18 protein-coding genes are annotated in these 16,315 nt (G+C 58.7%); 7 read left to right on the top strand and 11 right to left on the bottom strand.

What is annotated here, in order from left to right; all coding sequences use genetic code 11:
- Positions 1-115: 115 nt before the first annotated feature.
- Positions 116-1,324: an NAD(P)/FAD-dependent oxidoreductase gene (locus tag NDO48_RS23850; RefSeq protein ID WP_018431155.1), complete on the top strand. Its 1,209-nt coding sequence runs from the start codon at positions 116-118 to the stop codon at positions 1,322-1,324.
- Between the two features lie 89 nt (positions 1,325-1,413).
- Positions 1,414-1,779: a hypothetical protein gene (locus tag NDO48_RS23845; protein WP_267322485.1), complete on the top strand. Its 366-nt coding sequence runs from the start codon at positions 1,414-1,416 to the stop codon at positions 1,777-1,779.
- On the opposite strand, the gene NDO48_RS23840 is transcribed toward NDO48_RS23845, so the two are convergent.
- The 3 genes from NDO48_RS23840 to NDO48_RS23830 form a co-directional block, all read right to left on the bottom strand.
- Complete coding sequence (locus tag NDO48_RS23840) at positions 1,733-3,613, bottom strand: alpha,alpha-trehalose-phosphate synthase (UDP-forming) (RefSeq protein ID WP_267322484.1); 1,881 nt, start codon at positions 3,611-3,613, stop codon at positions 1,733-1,735. The two genes, NDO48_RS23845 and NDO48_RS23840, sit on opposite strands and share 47 nt — an antisense overlap.
- Before the next feature lie 106 nt (positions 3,614-3,719).
- Complete coding sequence (locus NDO48_RS23835) at positions 3,720-5,873, bottom strand: amylo-alpha-1,6-glucosidase (protein WP_267322483.1); 2,154 nt, start codon at positions 5,871-5,873, stop codon at positions 3,720-3,722.
- A 4-nt stretch (positions 5,874-5,877) separates the two neighbouring features.
- Positions 5,878-6,933, bottom strand: a complete 1,056-nt coding sequence (locus tag NDO48_RS23830) for a glycosyltransferase family 4 protein (protein ID WP_267322482.1) — start codon at positions 6,931-6,933, stop codon at positions 5,878-5,880.
- Positions 6,934-7,090: 157 nt separating this feature from the next.
- Between NDO48_RS23830 and NDO48_RS23825 the strand changes: the two genes are divergently transcribed.
- Complete coding sequence (locus tag NDO48_RS23825) at positions 7,091-8,797, top strand: HAD-IIB family hydrolase (RefSeq protein ID WP_267322481.1); 1,707 nt, start codon at positions 7,091-7,093, stop codon at positions 8,795-8,797.
- Between the two features lie 683 nt (positions 8,798-9,480).
- Here the strand turns inward: NDO48_RS23825 and NDO48_RS23820 are convergent.
- From NDO48_RS23820 to NDO48_RS23810, 3 genes are all read right to left on the bottom strand, one after another.
- Entirely contained in the window at positions 9,481-10,437 is a 957-nt protein-coding gene (locus NDO48_RS23820; protein WP_267322480.1) for an SDR family oxidoreductase, read from the bottom strand.
- A gap of 17 nt (positions 10,438-10,454) precedes the next feature.
- A complete protein-coding gene (locus tag NDO48_RS23815; RefSeq protein WP_267322479.1) occupies positions 10,455-10,760 on the bottom strand; it encodes a plasmid stabilization protein in 306 nt (101 codons plus the stop codon).
- A 107-nt stretch (positions 10,761-10,867) separates the two neighbouring features.
- A complete protein-coding gene (locus NDO48_RS23810) occupies positions 10,868-11,092 on the bottom strand; it encodes a DUF2188 domain-containing protein (RefSeq protein ID WP_081623595.1) in 225 nt (74 codons plus the stop codon).
- Between the two features lie 582 nt (positions 11,093-11,674).
- Between NDO48_RS23810 and NDO48_RS23805 the strand changes: the two genes are divergently transcribed.
- Together NDO48_RS23805 and NDO48_RS23800 are read left to right on the top strand one after the other, a co-directional pair.
- The gene (locus tag NDO48_RS23805) at positions 11,675-12,169 is read left to right on the top strand and encodes a ferritin-like domain-containing protein (protein ID WP_267322531.1); all 495 of its coding nucleotides are present in this window, start codon (positions 11,675-11,677) and stop codon (positions 12,167-12,169) included.
- Between the two features lie 64 nt (positions 12,170-12,233).
- Positions 12,234-13,292 carry a DNA topoisomerase IB gene (locus tag NDO48_RS23800; protein ID WP_416377217.1) on the top strand — a complete coding sequence of 353 codons (1,059 nt, stop codon included), beginning with the start codon at positions 12,234-12,236 and terminating at the stop codon, positions 13,290-13,292.
- 85 nt (positions 13,293-13,377) lie between these two features.
- Here NDO48_RS23800 and NDO48_RS23795 read toward each other — a convergent pair whose 3' ends face one another.
- From NDO48_RS23795 to NDO48_RS23785, 3 genes are all read right to left on the bottom strand, one after another.
- On the bottom strand, positions 13,378-13,686 hold the full coding sequence (locus tag NDO48_RS23795) for a DUF1236 domain-containing protein (RefSeq protein ID WP_026227843.1): 309 nt from the start codon (positions 13,684-13,686) through the stop codon (positions 13,378-13,380).
- Between the two features lie 89 nt (positions 13,687-13,775).
- Positions 13,776-13,961, bottom strand: coding sequence for a hypothetical protein (locus tag NDO48_RS23790; protein ID WP_018431143.1), 186 nt, complete (start codon positions 13,959-13,961; stop codon positions 13,776-13,778).
- 17 nt (positions 13,962-13,978) lie between these two features.
- A complete protein-coding gene (locus tag NDO48_RS23785) occupies positions 13,979-14,362 on the bottom strand; it encodes a DUF427 domain-containing protein (protein ID WP_267322477.1) in 384 nt (127 codons plus the stop codon).
- 148 nt (positions 14,363-14,510) lie between these two features.
- On the opposite strand from NDO48_RS23785, the gene NDO48_RS23780 reads away from it, so the two are divergent.
- Entirely contained in the window at positions 14,511-14,633 is a 123-nt protein-coding gene (locus NDO48_RS23780) for a hypothetical protein (RefSeq protein ID WP_267322476.1), read from the top strand.
- Here the strand turns inward: NDO48_RS23780 and NDO48_RS23775 are convergent.
- On the bottom strand, positions 14,630-14,884 hold the full coding sequence (locus tag NDO48_RS23775; RefSeq protein ID WP_267322475.1) for a hypothetical protein: 255 nt from the start codon (positions 14,882-14,884) through the stop codon (positions 14,630-14,632). The genes NDO48_RS23780 and NDO48_RS23775 overlap by 4 nt on opposite strands.
- A 323-nt stretch (positions 14,885-15,207) precedes the next feature.
- Here NDO48_RS23775 and NDO48_RS23770 point away from each other — a divergent pair, with 323 nt between their 5' ends.
- A complete protein-coding gene (locus tag NDO48_RS23770) occupies positions 15,208-15,621 on the top strand; it encodes a GTP pyrophosphokinase (protein ID WP_267322474.1) in 414 nt (137 codons plus the stop codon).
- 91 nt (positions 15,622-15,712) lie between these two features.
- Here the strand turns inward: NDO48_RS23770 and NDO48_RS23765 are convergent.
- A partial coding sequence (locus NDO48_RS23765) for a DUF305 domain-containing protein (RefSeq protein ID WP_267322473.1) occupies positions 15,713-16,315 on the bottom strand: 603 nt, incomplete at its 5' end.

Here is a 16,315-nt window from a genome sequence, read left to right as displayed (position 1 = left end):
AACATCTGCGCGCCGCCAGCCGCGCGGGTAATGATCCTTGCAGCCAAGGACGGGGGAACAATGACGGTATGGAGGCGTTGCCTACAACCAGCCGTGTTTGTCGGGGGCATCGCATTTGGCGCGCCAATTGGATCTAAGGACGGGACGTTCGGTCTGGTCGGCCTATCGCCTACCTGCCATTTCCACTGACCAACTGAACAGCGACATCAGGGTCGATGTAGTGATCGTCGGCATGGGCATCAGTGGAGCAATGGCGGCTGATGCGCTGACTGACAGCGGCTTGGCAGTTGCGTGCATTGATCGCCGCGGTCCGATCGCCGGATCTACGGCTGCGACGACGGCACTTGTAATGTACGAGATCGACCAGCCGCTGACACTATTGGCACGTCGCATAGGCCGAGACAACGCGCAGCGCGCCTGGATTAGGTCAAGGTCTGCATTGATGAACCTGCAGGCGAGGATCAAGGAACTCAGCCTGGATTGTCGGCTGCAGTTTCGACAATCCCTTTATCTCGCTGGAGACATTCTGTCTCCAGATGACCTTCGAGAGGAGGTGGCCGCCCGTTGCCATTGCGGCGTGCACTCGACCTACCTGTCGATGGCTGACCTTCACGAGCAGTTTGGGCTTGTTAGAAAGGGAGCGATCTTAAGCCATGAAGCCCTGACGCTTGACCCTCGCAAACTAACTGCTGGTCTGCTGAACCGGGCGCATGGACGCGGCGCAAGACTTTACAGTCCGGTCGAAGCTGTCGGAATCGTATCGAATGGTGGCGAGGTGGTCGTCTCAACTAAAGCTGGCCCGACGATAGCTGCATCCCATGCCGTGGTCGCGACTGGCTACGAACTTATGAAGGGGATTCAAGGGCCGGCTGGTCACCGGATCATCTCAACATGGGCGATAGCCACTTCTCGGCAGAAGCGCTCTATCTGGCCAAACGAAGTCATGATCTGGGAAGCCTCGGATCCATATCTCTACCTGCGTGCTCTTCCGGACGGGAGAGTCATCTGCGGCGGTGAGGATGAGGACTTCACCGACGAGAAAAGGAGGGATTCCCTGATTGCTGCGAAATCTCGCAATCTGTCGCGGAAATTGAAGCGACTCTTGCCGCAACTCGATGCAACGCCAGAGTTCGCTTGGACGGGTTCGTTCGGGACGACCGAGACTGGCCTGCCGTACATCGGGGCAGTGCCACGTCGACCAAGAGTATTCGCGATCATGGGATACGGAGGGAACGGGATCACATACTCTCGTCTTGCCGCCGAGATCGTCTGTTCGTCCATCATAGGGCGCGAGGATCGAGATGCTGATCTTTTTGCCTTGTAATGACTGTTGGAACCATCTGCTCTGCGATGGGTTCGAGAAGACACCCTTTGAGAGCCCGTGAGAGGACCGGGCGTGTAGAGGAGGCCAGTATGATGAAGGTCTTGCTTCCATTCTTCCTGGCTGCAGGCATGTTCTGTGGCTTGGCCATCGCTCAGGAAACACTTCCGCAGACAATTCCGCCGGACCTTGCATCTCCGCAGCTTGACCCGGACAAGGTGTATAGCGACGTGATCGTCATCCCATTCGAGACGTTGAATCCGCCCGTCAAACAGGAGGTGGAGACGATCGTCAATGAAACTGCGGCCGGCGATCTGAAGAAGATGCAGGGTATCATCGGGGAAACGAGGCAAGCAGTCATAACGCTTGCGTCCATCGGGCTCGATCCAAGCCAGGTGGTTGCTGCCGGCGTTACCGAGGATGGGGTGTTGACCCTTGTGGTCCAGCAGATGGCTTAGAGGCACCTCGCCGCGCCGCTGATGCCCTTGGGTAGTTCCGCCGCTCCAATGTCTGGCGCAAGCTCTTGGGTTTGCGGAAAAGCCTTTGCAGGAGCGCCGGGGTCAGCTTGTTGGAGGGCGTGGCGGTCATGCTTCCCCCGTCGGCATCCATAGCGCGTTGACGCAGACGCAGTCGCGCTGCGTCCTGAAGCATGGTGCCAGCCCAGCGATAGACGTTATTGGTGCGGACGACATCGCGCAGGCGGATCATTCGGTCGCGCTGTTCGTCCGCAGACATGGTGATGGCCCGCAGCATCGCGTCGCCCATCGCCGTGGGATCGAATGGATTGACGATCAGGGCATCGAGCAACTCGCGCGATGCGCCGGCGAACGTGCTGAGGATCAGCACACCTTGCTCATCATCCCGCGAGGCGACGAATTCCTTGGCTACAAGGTTCATCCCGTCATGGAGGCTGCTGACGACGCACGCGTCAGCAGCGCGATAGGCACTGTAGATGTCGCCCTGGTTGTGGTGTTGGTCGAGCAGCAGGATCGGCTGGTATTGCTGGTGCCCGAACCGTTCGTTGAACGCCTCGACAAAGGCACGGCACTCGTCGTGCAAGTGCTTGTAGGCAGGCAGGGTCCCCCGGCTCGGAGCTGCAATCTGGACGAAAACCAGTTTGCCAAGCCATTCCGGGTGCCGAAGGAATAGCTGCTCCAGTGCTAGGAATCGATCGATGATGCCCTTGGTGTAATCCAGTCGCTCCACACCGACCAGCAGCCTCGTGCCTGCCGGAAGATTGAAGCGATCAGTTAGCCTGTCGCGGCAATCCTGAACTGACGGCTGGTTTTCAAGGACTGTGGGAGGCCACTCGATCGAGATCGGATAGGGGTGAACCAGCGTCGTCTGAGCGCCATACGATATCGATGAATGCTCGCGTTCAATGCGGCTTTCCAGGAAGCGGTCGACGCTCTCGGTGAAGTTGTTGCAGTGGAATTGGATATGGAACCCGACGACCGAGCTGCCGAGCAGTCCGTCGAGGATCTGTTCGCGCCAGGGACAGATGCTGAACACTTCCGAATTCGGCCAAGGGATGTGCCAGAAGGTGATGATGGTGGCATCGGGAAGTTTCTCGCGCACCATCCGGGGCAAGAGCGCGAAGTGATAATCCTGGACCAGGACGACGGGGTCAGAGGTACGTGCTTCCTTGACGACGCGATCTGCGAACTTCTGGTTCACTGCCTTGTATGCCTCCCAGTCGCTGGCCCGGAACACAGGTCTGGTAAAGGCAATGTGGCAGAGCGGCCAAAGTCCATCGTTGGCGAAACCCAGATAATAGCCATTCTGTTCTTCCTCACTGAGCCAGACACGGCTGAGAGTGTAGGCAGGTCTCCCTGGAGGAACGTCGATGCGGTCATGCTCGTCGACGACCAGATGATCAGCACTGCCGCCACCGTGGGCGATCCAGGTGCCAGCACAGGCCCGCATGACAGGCTCCAGGGCAGACACCAGCCCACTGGCCGGAACCAGCATCTCGACCTCACCATCCCTAAGGTCGTGAATGTAGGGTTCCCTGTTCGAGACGAGGATGATCTCTGCCTCCGGTAGGTCGCGGGCGATTACCTGCCGCATCATCTCGGGCGACCAGGTGATGTGCGGGGTCTCGGACGGACGGCTGTTCTGCTCAAACTCCGGAAGCAGTTGAGCGTTGAGGGGTTGTTCCGGCAACGGCGGCACATGCTTTGATGCCGGCGCGCGACGCATGGCTGAAACGGAAAACCACAAGGCGACCGCCGACACCAGGAGCGTCACGGCGGCAAGTCCGGCCAGGGTCAAGAATGCTGTGTCGGTCATGCCCGCTGGCCCTCAGTGGATGAAAGGAAGTTCGGGCCGACCATGTGCCTGACCCGAACCTCAACTCATCCCCGGAGGATCAGTTCCTCCCTGGAGGTGGATTTGATCAACTGCGGACGACGAGAGGCGCTCGTCCTTCGTCCCTGGCATCGAGGAAGCACGCAACGCGGTCGCCAACGCGCTGGAAATGCACGTCCACTTCGACATTGCCGACTCTCAATCGTCGAATGGTCAGAGTATCTATGCCGATTGGCAATCTTGGACGGCTTACCCGGATTTCGCTTTCGAAGCCGTCGACTTCCAGACCCAGACACGCCTGCATGAGCATGAATGCCGAGCCCGAAGACCATGCCTGGGGAAGGCACGCGACGGGATAGGCGACCGGTGCTTCGCCAGGTGACCGCGTGAATCCGCAGAACAGTTCCGGCAGCCGCATGTTGAAATGCACGGCGGACTCGAAGGTACCGCTCATCAGTCTGACCACGCTGTCGCGTTCACCGTATTGCGCCATGCCCGCGCCGCAGATCGCGGTGTCATGCGGCCATATCGAACCATTGTGATAGGACATCGGATTGAATGGGATCTCGTCGTCTGCGAGCGTTCGAACGCCCCACCCGGTTTGGAACGCCGCTGTCTGCAGGGTCTCGGACAGCTGCCGAGCACGGTCCTTTGACGGCAGACCGACGTAGAGCAGGTGCCCGGCATTGGAGGCACGCACCTTGCAGGGATGGCCCTCGCCATCAATGGCTATGGCATAGTAGCCGCGGTCTTCCATCCAGAAGACGCGCTCGACGGAGGCACGCATTCGCTCGGCGTTGTCGTCCCAGTTCTTCGCCAGATCGCTTTCTCCACGCCGGGCGGCCAACTGGGCCAGGCCGCGATAGGCTGCAAAGACATATCCCTGGACCTCCACCAGCGCGATCGGTCCCTTGGGAATACTGCCATCGGCGTGGAAGATCGCATCGGAACTGTCCTTCCATCCCTGGTTGGACAGTCCGGTCTCGGAGGCTCTCTTGTAGGCAACGAGACCTTTGGGATGCTGTGCCTGCATGGCATCCATCCAGCCGGCCGCCGCCCGAAGTGATGGCCAGAGCTGCTCAATGAAGGCCATGTCGCCTGTACGCTTCGCATAGGCGCTCGCGAGGTAGATGTAGAGTGGAGTGGTGTCCACGCCACCATAATAGCGGCCGAACGGCAGCTCCCGCAGGACCGCCATCTCGCCCTTGCGGGTTTCATGCATGATCTTTCCGGGCTGGGAGTCGCTGAACGCCAGCGTCTCGGTGGCCTGATGCTGGGCGAGGAATGCAAGAACACCCTTGGCCAAGCCCGGATTGAGCCACAGCATCTGCAGGGCCGAGATGACACCGTCCCGGCCGAATGCGGTCGAGAACCAGGGGATGCCCGCGTAAGGGTAGGGACCTGTCGGCAGCTCGGTCGTCAACAACGCGATGTCGGCGCGAGCACGAGACATCCAGTCATTGAAGACCCGGCCCGAGCTGTGGAGTGTCGCGCCATGCCGGCGCTTGGCACGCGTCCGCCATCGAGCATGTGCCGCAGCCGACCGATAGCGTTCGCGGCTCGGACGTTCGACCATACTGGCGCCGACTTCGATGAACAGGGAAAAGCCGTCGTGGCGAGGGAGAGAGATGCGAAACTCGGCGCTTCCGGCACTCAACTGGATCGGTTGCTCGGAGAACGCGATCACCGACTGACGAACCAGAGTGTCCAGGCCTTGATATTTGAGCAGCACGTGGCCAGCTGATGTCTCGCTTGCAAATGTCTTGCCGCGCTTTGATCTCGTGCTGCCGCGGACTTCGAACATGTCACGAAAATCGGCATCGAATTCGAGCGACAGGGGCATCTGCATGTCTCTGTCGCCATAGTTCCACAACCGGATGCGTTCATACATCCGATCCTGCCAAAGCAGACGCGAGCGCTCGATGTGGATTACGCCCTGGGATACGTGATCCATCGGCATGTTGGTCAGATTTGCCGTGAAAACGATGTTGTCCTGGCTGAGGGATGCACCCAGAAGCGAGGGCTCGCGGCCTGCGACCGTCAAGCGAAACAGGGACAGAACGCGCGTATCGTCCCGAAAGAAGCCGTCGCCGCGGCCTTGGATATCGCCACGATCGTTAGTGACGACGAAGCAGTCTCCGTCTTTCAAGGCAAACTGTCGATGTGGAGCCCTCGGGGGCGTATCGTCGAGGGTGGCAAGGGCTACCGCTGGGTCGAGATGGCGTTCGTCGAGCTGGGCCATATTTTCAATTCCCGGATCGGTCATGCAGGGCGAGGAGTTGCGCGTATGCGTTGGCATAGTCTCGCGCCATGCGTTCGGCCGTGAAGCGGCGCTGGAAAGTGGCACGAACCGCCGAACGGTCCAGTTTGGCAACACGATGAACCGCTTCCACGGCGGCTTCGATGCTATCGACTATAGCTCCGGTGAGGTTCTCGTCCACGATCTCCGGCATCGCGCCATTGTCCCAGGCGACAACTGGCGTACCCACCGACATGGCTTCGATGACGGCCAATCCAAAGGGTTCCGGCCAGTCTATCGGGAACAGCAGAGCTGTGGCGTTGCCCAGGAATTCGTCCTTCTGGCTTTCATCGATCTCCCCGACGAACTCCACGCTGGAGCCGTCGATCAGCGGCTCAATCTTGTCTCGAAAGAAGCTTCGGTCGTCATCGCCGACTTTTGCCGCGATCTTGAGCGGATAACCACTTCGGATCGCGATCTCGATAGCCCGATCAGGACGCTTATCGCGCGACAGCCGCCCCAGAAACGCCAGGTACTTGCCTGAGCCGGCCCATTCGACAGAGCCCGGTGCTCGTGATGGCAGACCATGCTGGACCGTGGCGAGCCAGTTCGCGTCAGCGAGAGGATAACGCTGTCGGTCAGAGATGGAGATCAATGGGAACCGGGGCCAGTGCTTGTAGGCGCTTGGAAGATCCCGATAGTCGAGACGACCATGCGGAGTGGTGACCGTCTTCCATGCCATGTCCTCAAAGAACGGGAAGTGGAGATAATGGCTGAGATGGAAGTGGATGATGTCGAAGTCCCCAGCGCGGCGGCGGACTTCATGCAGCGCAGACAGGTGCGCCGCAATTGCCGAAACCGGGAACGAGGGATCGAGGCGCAAGGCGCAATCTCGCGTCGCCACCAACTCGGCACGCGTCTCGGATTCGGCGCTGGCAAAAAGCGTCACCTGATGTCCGAGATCAACGAGGCCATCGCTCAGGTAGCTGATGATCCGTTCCGTTCCGCCGTATAGCCGGGGTGGCACGCTCTCGTAGAGCGGCGCAACCTGGGCAATTTTCATTGGTTTTCCTGTCGTCGTTCATTCACACGCCGCCCTTGGGAAAATCCCTCCGAACGGCGATGGTTCCAGATTTTTCCATGGAGTTTCCACGCGGAGGGCAGGGAACGAACAGGTGGCTGGGTGGTTAACCCACATCCTGAAACGAGTATGTGATCCGATGTATGCGTTGGCACTGGCCACCGACTATGACGAAACCCTTGCCGATCATGGCTGCGTGTCTGCAGATACGCTTGAGGCTATGGGCAAACTGAAGGAATCCGGGCGCAAGCTGCTGCTCGTAACCGGGCGGGAGCTGCCCGATTTGCAACGCGTCTTTCCCGAGCACGAGATTTTCGACAGGATTGTTGCCGAGAACGGGGCTTTGCTCTACGACCCGGCAACCCGTAAGGCGCGGTCGTTGGCTCCAGCGCCATCGGCGGCATTCGTCTCCAGGCTGCGAAAAAGAGGGGTCGTACCGCTATATGTCGGGCAGACCATCGTTGCCACCCTGGTCCCAAACGAGGCCATCGTCCTGGACGAAATCCGTAAGCTTGGCCTCGAGCTCAAGATCATCTTCAACAAAGGCGCGGTGATGGTGCTGCCCAGTGGAGTGAACAAGGCCAGCGGCCTTGCCGCTGCGCTAAAGGAACTTGGCCTTTCCCCGCATAATGTCGTCGGGGTCGGAGATGCGGAGAACGACCACGCCTTCTTGAAAGCTGTCGGTTACGGTGTCGCTGTCGCCAATGCCTTGCCAACGCTAAAGGAAACAGCGGATGCCACGACACGAGCAGCGCGGGGGGCGGGTGTTGCTGAACTCGCCGCCAAGATCCTCGAAAAGGATGCCGAGCTCATGGCCTCCTCGAGGCAGCGGATACACGTCGGTGCCGATCGAGCCGGGGTGCCGGCTGTGATTTCACCCTATGGCGGCGGCAGCCTGATTTCAGGAACATCCGGCATCGGCAAGTCTACGTTGGCCACATTGTTGACGGAGCGCTTCGTCGAGAAGGGCTACCAATTCTGCGTACTCGATCCCGAAGGCGATTACAGTCATCTCGACAATGTCGTGGTTGTGGGCGACGCTGATGCGCCACCTAGCATTCGCGAGGTCATGGACCTGCTCGATAATCCTGCGACCAACGTTGCTGTCAACATGCTCGGCCTGAAAACCGACGAGAGGCCTGACTATTTCGCCAAGCTTCTTCCGGAGCTTGGCTCACTCAGGGCGCGAAAGGGTCGCCCACACTGGCTCGTAATCGATGAGGCGCATCATCTTATGCCGGCGGCGCGAGTTGGAAACTCCTTTGCCTTGCCCAAGGACCTTCCGGCAACCGTACTGGTGACAGTGCATCCCAATCTGATCTCGAGGGACGTGCTGCAAAAAGTTGAAACGGTCATGGCGCTTGGGGCGGATGCCAGCCAGATCCTTGCAACATATTCCGAGGCTGTCGGCATCGATCCTCCAAAGTGGTCGGACGAACCAGCTCAGCAAGAAATCCTGTTCTGGAATCGCGCCACCGAACAGCCGGTGCGGAAGATCAAGGTAGACAGGCCCAAACAGGCCAGAACGCGGCACAAACGCAAGTATGCAGAAGGCGACCTTGGAGACAGCAGCTTCTATTTCCGCGGTCTCGATGGTGCGCTCCGATTGAAAGCCCAGAACCTGATGATGTTCCTGCATATCGCCGAAGGTATCGACGACGCGACCTGGGAACACCACCTCAGGAGCGGGGATTATTCGAAATGGTTCCGCGATCAGGTCAAGGACAAGGAACTCGCCGCCGAGGCACGCGCAATCGAACGCAACGAGAAACTGGAGCCGGGGGAGAGTCGCGACGCGATCGCACATGCCGTGCGGAGCCGCTATACGGGAACAAGCTTGGCATAGCTCGGTGCTTGTTCCGCTGATCGTTTGCCTAGAAGTCAGTCGGCAAAAAAAGCCCGCCGGCGGCACCTACGGCAAGATACAGCCTGCATGTCAAGCGCTCCCCGGTTTTTCAGCTCATCTGCCAGATGATAGAACCCAGGGCGGCCAAGATAACCATGATGTAAAGAACTTCTTCGACGGTCATGTCGCATCTCCGACGACCTCCGACTGATCGCCTCCTTCAGACCGTAACTCGGCATTAACCGTTGGGTTCCGACGAAGGCCGCAGCAATGCAGCGTCTTCTCGGGAACGAAAACCCGCAACCCGCGTTGCGATATCCTGGGGGCTGGTCTCTCGGTCGCCCCTCGTGATGAAGGCCCATCGGTAAGCCCACCAACTCGATGGGCCTTCAGCCTTGGAGCAGGATCTTGCTGAGACCGCTCGTGAAAGAAATCTCCCTCTGAAGCGCGTTTCCGCATCCTGAAGGAAATCGGCACCGCGGTCGCCGGCACCAGGTAAGAGCACTCAACTGGCGGTTTGTTCCTTCAAGGGGCAATTGCGTCCAGCTTAGATTTCCCTTTAGCGGTCGATGAGCGCAACTGCCTCGCCAGGCTTGTCGCTATGATGTTTGATCATGATCGGACCCTCCGTCACATCTCGCCTTCGGCAAACGGCTGGAAGCCCCATTCGATCCCATGTGGCTTCAGTATCCGCCAATAACCGGCAGGATCTCCCCGCTGATGTAGCTGGAACAGTGGGGTGATGCGAGGAACACATATGCGGGCGCGATCTCTTCGGGCTGCGCGGGCCGCTTCATCGGTGTTTTCGCCCCGAAGGTCGAGACATCCTGAGGCTCCTTGTCGGACGGATTGAGCGGTGTCCAGACCGGTCCCGGTGCCACGGCATTTACCCGGATGCCCTTGTCCACCAAGTTGGCGGCAAGCGCCCTGGTAAAGGCATGTATGCCACCCTTCGTCATTGAATAGTCGACAAGTTCCTTGCTGCCGCGAATACCTGTCACCGACCCTGTGTTGATGATCGCCGAACCCGGCGGCATGTGTTCGATCGCCGCCTGGCTCATGTGGAAATAGCCGTATAGGTTGGTCTTGATCGTCGTGTCGAAATGCTCTTCGGTCAGGTCGGCGAAGTCACTGGAATGAATCTGGAACGCGGCGTTGTTGACGAGAATGTCGAGCCGGCCGAGCTCCCTGACGGTTTCCCTGACCGCCTTGCGCGACACGTCTCTGTCGGCGATGTTGCCGGGTAGCAGCAAGCACTTTTGCCCCTCGGCCTCCACTTCCTGCCTGGTGCGCTCTGCATCCTGGTGCTCACTCAGATAGCTGATAGCGACATCGGCGCCCTCGCGAGCGAAGAGAACAGCTACGGCTCGCCCAATGCCGGAATCCCCCCCGGTGATGAGCGCCACCTTGCCGGCCAGCTTCTCCGAGCCCTTGTAGTAAGGAGCGTCGTAGAGGGGAGCAGGTTCCACCAGGCTTTCATGGCCCGGTTTAGACAGTTGTTGTTTCGGGAATGGAGGAACCGGGTAGAGCCGTGCCCCGGCTTGCATCGGCGGAGCCTCGATCTCCATCTTCGATTTGTCGTCCGATTGAACTTTCCGTTGGATCGTTTGTTGCTTCGTCGCTTCGGATCGCGCCGACATGGCCTACCTCCAGACGTTCAATGGGCCTCTCGGCGCTTTCTGGTAGCGGCGGCCTTCTTGGCCGAAGCCGAGCGGGCGGCCGCCGAGCGTCGGCCAGATGCCTCTCCCCCCAATTGACCACCTTTCTTTGCGGACACATTGGTATCTGGCTTTCCGCGGCCCGATCCCGACTTGTTGCCGCCGCCGGAATCTTTGTTGACCGTCGCCCACGCCCGCCTTTCGGCCTCGTCTTCGGACACACCACGGTCCGTGTAGCTATCCTCGATATGCTCGGCCTTGCGTTTCTGTTTGTCGGTGTATTTGTCTTTGTCGCCGCGCGGCATGTCTGCCTCCTTTGTCGGTAAGTTCGACAAACACCTCAGACGGCGATCCGTTCCAGGCAAGGCGTGATTGTGATCGCGAGGCGACAGGCCGACATCTGAGGGCCCTGTCACGGAAGAGTTCGGCCGTACACGCGCTCCTCGCGGATGGAACCGTCCAGACGATGAAGGATTGCCCTGCATCGCTTGCCTTGAGCGAGGGTCAAACGGCTTGCCTTGACCGCTGCGTCCCATCCCTCCTTCTGCGTGGGATGAGTAGAAAGGATTTCTCCGCCCTCCTTGACGCGCCAGCCTTGCCTGCAAGGAATGGTATGGAACGTATGTTGGCTGTTCATTGAAGCCTCCCATGCACCTTGCTATCGAAATGACGTTCGGTAGGCTCGGGTTGCAGGCGACGGAAATTGTGATCGACAGTATCAGCTGTGGGCAGCGCGCTTCCTTCGCGCTATCCGATCCTTCCGCGCCATGTGAGCATCGTGTCTTTGTCGCTCCGGCGAAGCCAGGAGGCCCCGCGGTTCGGCAACGAGCTCGAAATCGTCCGGTATGCTGTCAATGAACTCACGGCCGATGCGATAGCTACAGTAGCCGAAGAGCAGTAAGGCAACGAAACGCAACATACGACTTCCCCTTGGTTGTGTTTTTCGAACGCCGTGGGAGCCTCGGTCGTTCCGGGGCTCGGAAAAAAAGCGCTACGGATCGGACGGGGTAGATGCTCGTCTGCCTGTTCGTTGGCCAGGAGGAGAAACCGGGAAAAAGACCTCCTGTTCATCTTGCCGTCGGTCCCGGTTGACACGATCCGCAGCCATATTGAACGCGGCGGCGGGCTGAAGGTTCAGATATTGGTTGGCTTTGGCTGGGGAACCATCTCTCCTTTGATCCATTCCCTACCTGCCAATTCCGGCAGGAGGATCCCACAGATGAAGACTCTGGCTGAGATTTTCGAGCACACGCTTGAGGACATGTACTTCGCCGAGAATGCGATCACCAAAGCGCTACCAAAAGTGGCCAACGCCGCCAATGATGCCAAGCTGAAGAAGGCGGCAGAGGACCACCTTGAAGAGACCAAGGGGCAAATCAAGAAGCTCGAGCAGGTCTTCAAATCCATCGGCAAAAAGGCGACGGGCACGAAGTGCGATGCGGTCGAGGGCCTGATCAAGGAGGCCGACGGATTGATGAAGGAAGCCTCGGGCACAGCGCTCGATGCTGGGCTGCTGGCCGCCTGCCAGGCCGTCGAGCACTATGAAATATCGCGATACGGTTCGCTGCGCGAGTGGGCCAAGGACCTCGGCCACGAAGAGGCGCACACCCTTCTCAGTGAGATTCTCGACCAGGAAAAGGCGACGAACAACAAGCTGACAAGCCTGGCAGTAACTGCGATCAACAAGACCCCACCGTCGGCTCGGGCTGCCTAGAGGGTGCCGCAGAAAATGAGGATAGGGCGGCCGGCGAATGCCGGCCGTGAGGTCATTTACGACAGTGGACAATCATCGCCAACTCCCGAAGATCACGGCGACTGCCGCCTCGTTGCGATACGTGAATGACGGAGAGCTTGGCCTTGCACGTCGCCGCTCCGGCAAGCATTTCCGCTACGTGACCGCCAACGGACAAAGGCTGACAAATGCCGGCGATATCGATCGAATCGATGCCATAGCGATCCCGCCGGCCTGGACCGACGTGTGGATTTGTCGGGATTCGACAGGTCACATACAGGCCACAGGCCGCGATCTGCGTGGTCGCAAGCAATACAGATATCATCCTAAATGGTCAGAGACCCGTGATCAGGCAAAGTTTGCCAGCCTCGGCGATTTCGCCAAGGCTCTGCCACGTTTGAGACGACGCGTTCACAGAGATCTGGGAAAACGCGGCCTTCCGCGTGACAAGGTCCTCGCCGCGGTCGTCTGGCTACTGGACAACGCGATGATCCGGATCGGCAACGCCACTTATGCCCGTGACAATGGGAGCTTCGGACTGACGACACTCCGCACGCGCCATGTCGAGATTGAGGGAGAGAAACTCAAATTCGCATTCAAGGGCAAGTCGGGCAAGGAATGGCTGGTGAGGTTGAGCGACAGACGAATCGCCCGGGTCGTCAAGCAAATTCAGGAATTGCCGGGCCAAAGCCTGTTTCAATACGTCGAGGAAGAAGGCGGCACACGAACAGCTGTCAGTTCCGACGAGGTCAATGATTACATCCGAGAGGCGGCCGGCGAACAGTTTTCATCGAAGGATTTTCGAACCTGGGGAGGAACCGTTCGGGCTTTGGCGCTCTTTGCCGAACGACCTCTTCCAGAAGCCAAACGGGCAGCAGTGCTTGCCTGCAATGAGGTGATCGATCAGGTAGCACATCATCTCGGCAATACCCGAACCGTATGCCGGAAGGGCTACATCCACCCAGGCGTAGTTGAAGCCTGGGCTGCCGGGAAGCTGCAGTCTCAGCTTGGTTCTGTACGGAACAGAGGCAGCGCATGGATGGAGCCAGACGAGACCAAAACAGCTAGGTGGCTGGCACGGCACGCAGATAGGGCCGGGCGCTGAGAATGCTTCGGTTGTTGAGTAGGATTTGCTTGGGCACCCACGATATAGGGCCCAGCCAGACATGGATGGGCCCTATCTCCGTCTGTTATTGGATGATTTGAACGATCTTGCGCGTACCTGGGTCTACCAGCACGGTTTGGTTGTCGATGACGACATAGCTGTAGCTCGCGCCAAGATCAGGGGCATCCAGAGGCGTAATCTCTACCACGTCAGGGATGACAGCACCCACGGCGATCTGGAAATCCGGCGGGGGTTGAACAGGTTGAACGGGGTGCGCGATGACATACTCGCGCACGATGGTCTGCTGGGCTGGCTCAAGGACGAGCGTCTGGGCGTACAGTCCCGAAGTTGTGAGCGCCAGTAACAGTGCAGTGCTCGAAAGTCGCAACATCATGTCGGTCTCCATTGCTGGACATGGGTGGGTAACAACTGACTTCGGAGGAGGTTCCTTGATTTTTCGCGACAACAATTGCTCTGCCGAAATCAGCTTTCGGCCTTCCAAGTCTTTGCCAGTTCCTCCAGCCTTGCCTTGTCATGGCCATATCGGCGAACCAGCTCCTGAGCCTGCAAGGGCGACAGGTCGCTCGTCTCGACGAGATGGAGGACGAGTTCGTCATCGGTGGGCAGCGCTGGCGCTGAGGTGAGCACGCGGCTTCTTGGGGCGTTCATGATGACAATCCTTCACATCATATAGGCATGTCGGCGGGCGTGGGCTGTGGCCTCGCCGATATCGCCTCTATCCGAGCAAGTTCTGGGTTGAAGGCACCGTGGTTGGCTAGCAATTCCACCCCAGGTTCAGGATCCAAGTAGGCCCACATGAAGTCCTGTGCGGCGGCGCCACAGGCTGACACACGCCAGAAGTGAGCTGCACCCCAGCCGACACGGTAGACTGTTCGCTCCATGGCCGTCAGGAAGTCGAAATAGATATCTTCGAACGGGACGTAGAAGACATCGCCTTCCCCATTGACGCAGAGCATCTTGGCTTGGGTGCTGGACGCGATGATTGCATCCGAGAAAATGATTGTCACCGTCCCGTCGAACGGAACGATCCTCGAGTGTAGCGATAGCACGGCTGTTCTCCTTCACTCAGAGCTTTGCGCGATGTGGGGCTCAACCCGCGAACGTCCCGACAGTTCCCATGGGCCCGACAATGGTGTGGTCCTTTGGAACGGAAAAGCTCCTGCGAGATTGACCCTGACGCAGAAGGAACTCAAACGGATGAAGGACCACAACGTTCAGCGAGGTCTCGCGAAAACCGTCCGGCAATATGCCGTCATGCTCGTCGTATTATCGGTTTCCTTCGCCGCCCTCTATCTGGTGCTAGCAGCGCTGGTGCTCTAGGCACGCCGAGGGGTCGAATGCTCTGCCGGAGCATGTCGAAGATGGTCGTTCAACAGGCTGATTTCGGCCCAGCCAAACTGTTCTCCAGATTGTGTGACTATGCTCGCTGCCTGTTGTTGCCTTGCAGATGGGACGGCAACGGCATGGCGGATCGCTTGCGAGAGGTAGGGAAAGAAAGTACCGTGATTGAAGCGGTTTTCGTAGAACGTCGCCGGTTCGTTCAGGTCGACCTGTTTTCCGTTGATCAGCATGGGAGCCTCCATTTGGATCATTCTGTGGTTGTTGTCCCTTCCAGTGGAAGCCACTTGCCGAGCTTACCCCGCATGGCCGACTGGTCAGCTGTTCTTGTCGGGACGTAGGCAAACCGCCGCGATGCCGACTGGTTCCGTCGAGGGCGATCACGATCGGGCCGGAGTTTTGGTGTATTCAGACAACGATTGGGGAGGCGATATGCTCGCCGACAAACATCCAATTCGCGACATTTCGGTCGGTTCCCGGCGGGGAGAAGGCGTGAAATTGTCGGAACTGGAATCGCCATTGCGCCGTTGAGTCTTCAATTTGCCGGGAGAGCATCATGTCGAAGCTGGATACCGCCATCTGCCTTGCAGCTAGAATCCACGAGGGCCAGTTGGACAAGAATGGCGATCCCTACATCTTGCATCCCTTGCGCGTCATGCTGGCGCAGGATGACGAATTGAGCCGGATCGTCGGCGTGCTTCATGACGTTGTCGAAAAGAGCGATCTGACCCTTGGCGACCTCGTTGTCCAAGGTTTTCAGGATGAGGTGATCGGTGCGGTCGATTGCATGACCCGCCGGCGGAACGAAGACTACTTTGACTTCGTCAGGCGTGCCGCTAGCAATGCTCTAGCACTACCGGTCAAGCTTGCAGATTTGCGCGACAATCTACGAGCAAGTTCGGCCGACGGCGACGCCGAACGCCGTGACCGCTACGAGAAAGCTCTGGCACTATTGGAATGCTCATCATGAGCCGTCATGAAACCATTCGGGTCCGACTATCCGGTGCTGGTCTCGCCAGACGATCTGATAGCATTTCTGCGGAGTGGCACGGCGTGAGCGTCTACCTTGCTGTCCCGTGGACCCTCTGGAGCATTGTCTTCATCTGATCGATCTCCGCGCGCTGCGCCACGATGATTCGGTCGCAGAGGTCTCTGATCTGTATATCGACAATCGCTGCTTCGCGGCACATCAGGATCGCGCCGGAATGATGGGGGATCATCGACCGAAGGAATTGCTCGTCGCCGACATAGCGCTGGACGCGGATGAATGTTAGGGAAACGATAAAGATAGCGATGAAGCCGACATAAAGTACGGCATTGAGCGCCCGTCGTTGGTACATATGTCCCATGGTCGCGAGCATCAGCATGGCCATCGGCGCCAACATCGTCAACGTCATATAGACCATGTTGATGTTATTGTAGAAATCCGCGCTTGTATCGATCATCGCAAACATGACCAGATACATGACAATGGCGCTCAGCACCAAGTTGAAGGCCAATCCGAGATATGGCGTCCTCATGAGGATTTCTCCTATCGAGGACATCAGATCGGTAACACGGCGACGCGATTTCACGATCCTTGCCACGGCCAGCGCAACCGCCCTGATATCGACCGTTGCTGCGGCATCCGCGCAGGATACAGCGACTGCAACGCAGGCGCAGGC

The sequence above is a fragment of the Aminobacter sp. MET-1 genome (assembly GCF_026521175.1).
Classification (GTDB): domain Bacteria; phylum Pseudomonadota; class Alphaproteobacteria; order Rhizobiales; family Rhizobiaceae; genus Aminobacter.
This window is presented reverse-complemented; position numbering and strand designations above follow the sequence as displayed.

What these genes read in the sequence shown, in the direction of transcription:
- NDO48_RS23825 (WP_267322481.1), top strand. Translation starts at nt 7,091, where the DNA reads ATGTATGCGTTGGCACTGGCCACCGACTATGACGAAACCCTTGCCGAT.
- NDO48_RS23780 (WP_267322476.1), top strand. Translation starts at nt 14,511, where the DNA reads ATGAAGGACCACAACGTTCAGCGAGGTCTCGCGAAAACCGTCCGGCAA.
- NDO48_RS23840 (WP_267322484.1), bottom strand. Translation starts at nt 3,613, where the DNA reads ATGACCGACACAGCATTCTTGACCCTGGCCGGACTTGCCGCCGTGACG.
- NDO48_RS23775 (WP_267322475.1), bottom strand. Translation starts at nt 14,884, where the DNA reads ATGCTGATCAACGGAAAACAGGTCGACCTGAACGAACCGGCGACGTTC.
- NDO48_RS23790 (WP_018431143.1), bottom strand. Translation starts at nt 13,961, where the DNA reads ATGAACGCCCCAAGAAGCCGCGTGCTCACCTCAGCGCCAGCGCTGCCC.
- NDO48_RS23810 (WP_081623595.1), bottom strand. Translation starts at nt 11,092, where the DNA reads ATGAACAGCCAACATACGTTCCATACCATTCCTTGCAGGCAAGGCTGG.
- NDO48_RS23845 (WP_267322485.1), top strand. Translation starts at nt 1,414, where the DNA reads ATGATGAAGGTCTTGCTTCCATTCTTCCTGGCTGCAGGCATGTTCTGT.
- NDO48_RS23835 (WP_267322483.1), bottom strand. Translation starts at nt 5,873, where the DNA reads ATGGCCCAGCTCGACGAACGCCATCTCGACCCAGCGGTAGCCCTTGCC.
- NDO48_RS23770 (WP_267322474.1), top strand. Translation starts at nt 15,208, where the DNA reads ATGTCGAAGCTGGATACCGCCATCTGCCTTGCAGCTAGAATCCACGAG.
- NDO48_RS23815 (WP_267322479.1), bottom strand. Translation starts at nt 10,760, where the DNA reads ATGCCGCGCGGCGACAAAGACAAATACACCGACAAACAGAAACGCAAG.
- NDO48_RS23830 (WP_267322482.1), bottom strand. Translation starts at nt 6,933, where the DNA reads ATGAAAATTGCCCAGGTTGCGCCGCTCTACGAGAGCGTGCCACCCCGG.
- NDO48_RS23820 (WP_267322480.1), bottom strand. Translation starts at nt 10,437, where the DNA reads ATGTCGGCGCGATCCGAAGCGACGAAGCAACAAACGATCCAACGGAAA.
- NDO48_RS23795 (WP_026227843.1), bottom strand. Translation starts at nt 13,686, where the DNA reads ATGATGTTGCGACTTTCGAGCACTGCACTGTTACTGGCGCTCACAACT.
- NDO48_RS23805 (WP_267322531.1), top strand. Translation starts at nt 11,675, where the DNA reads ATGAAGACTCTGGCTGAGATTTTCGAGCACACGCTTGAGGACATGTAC.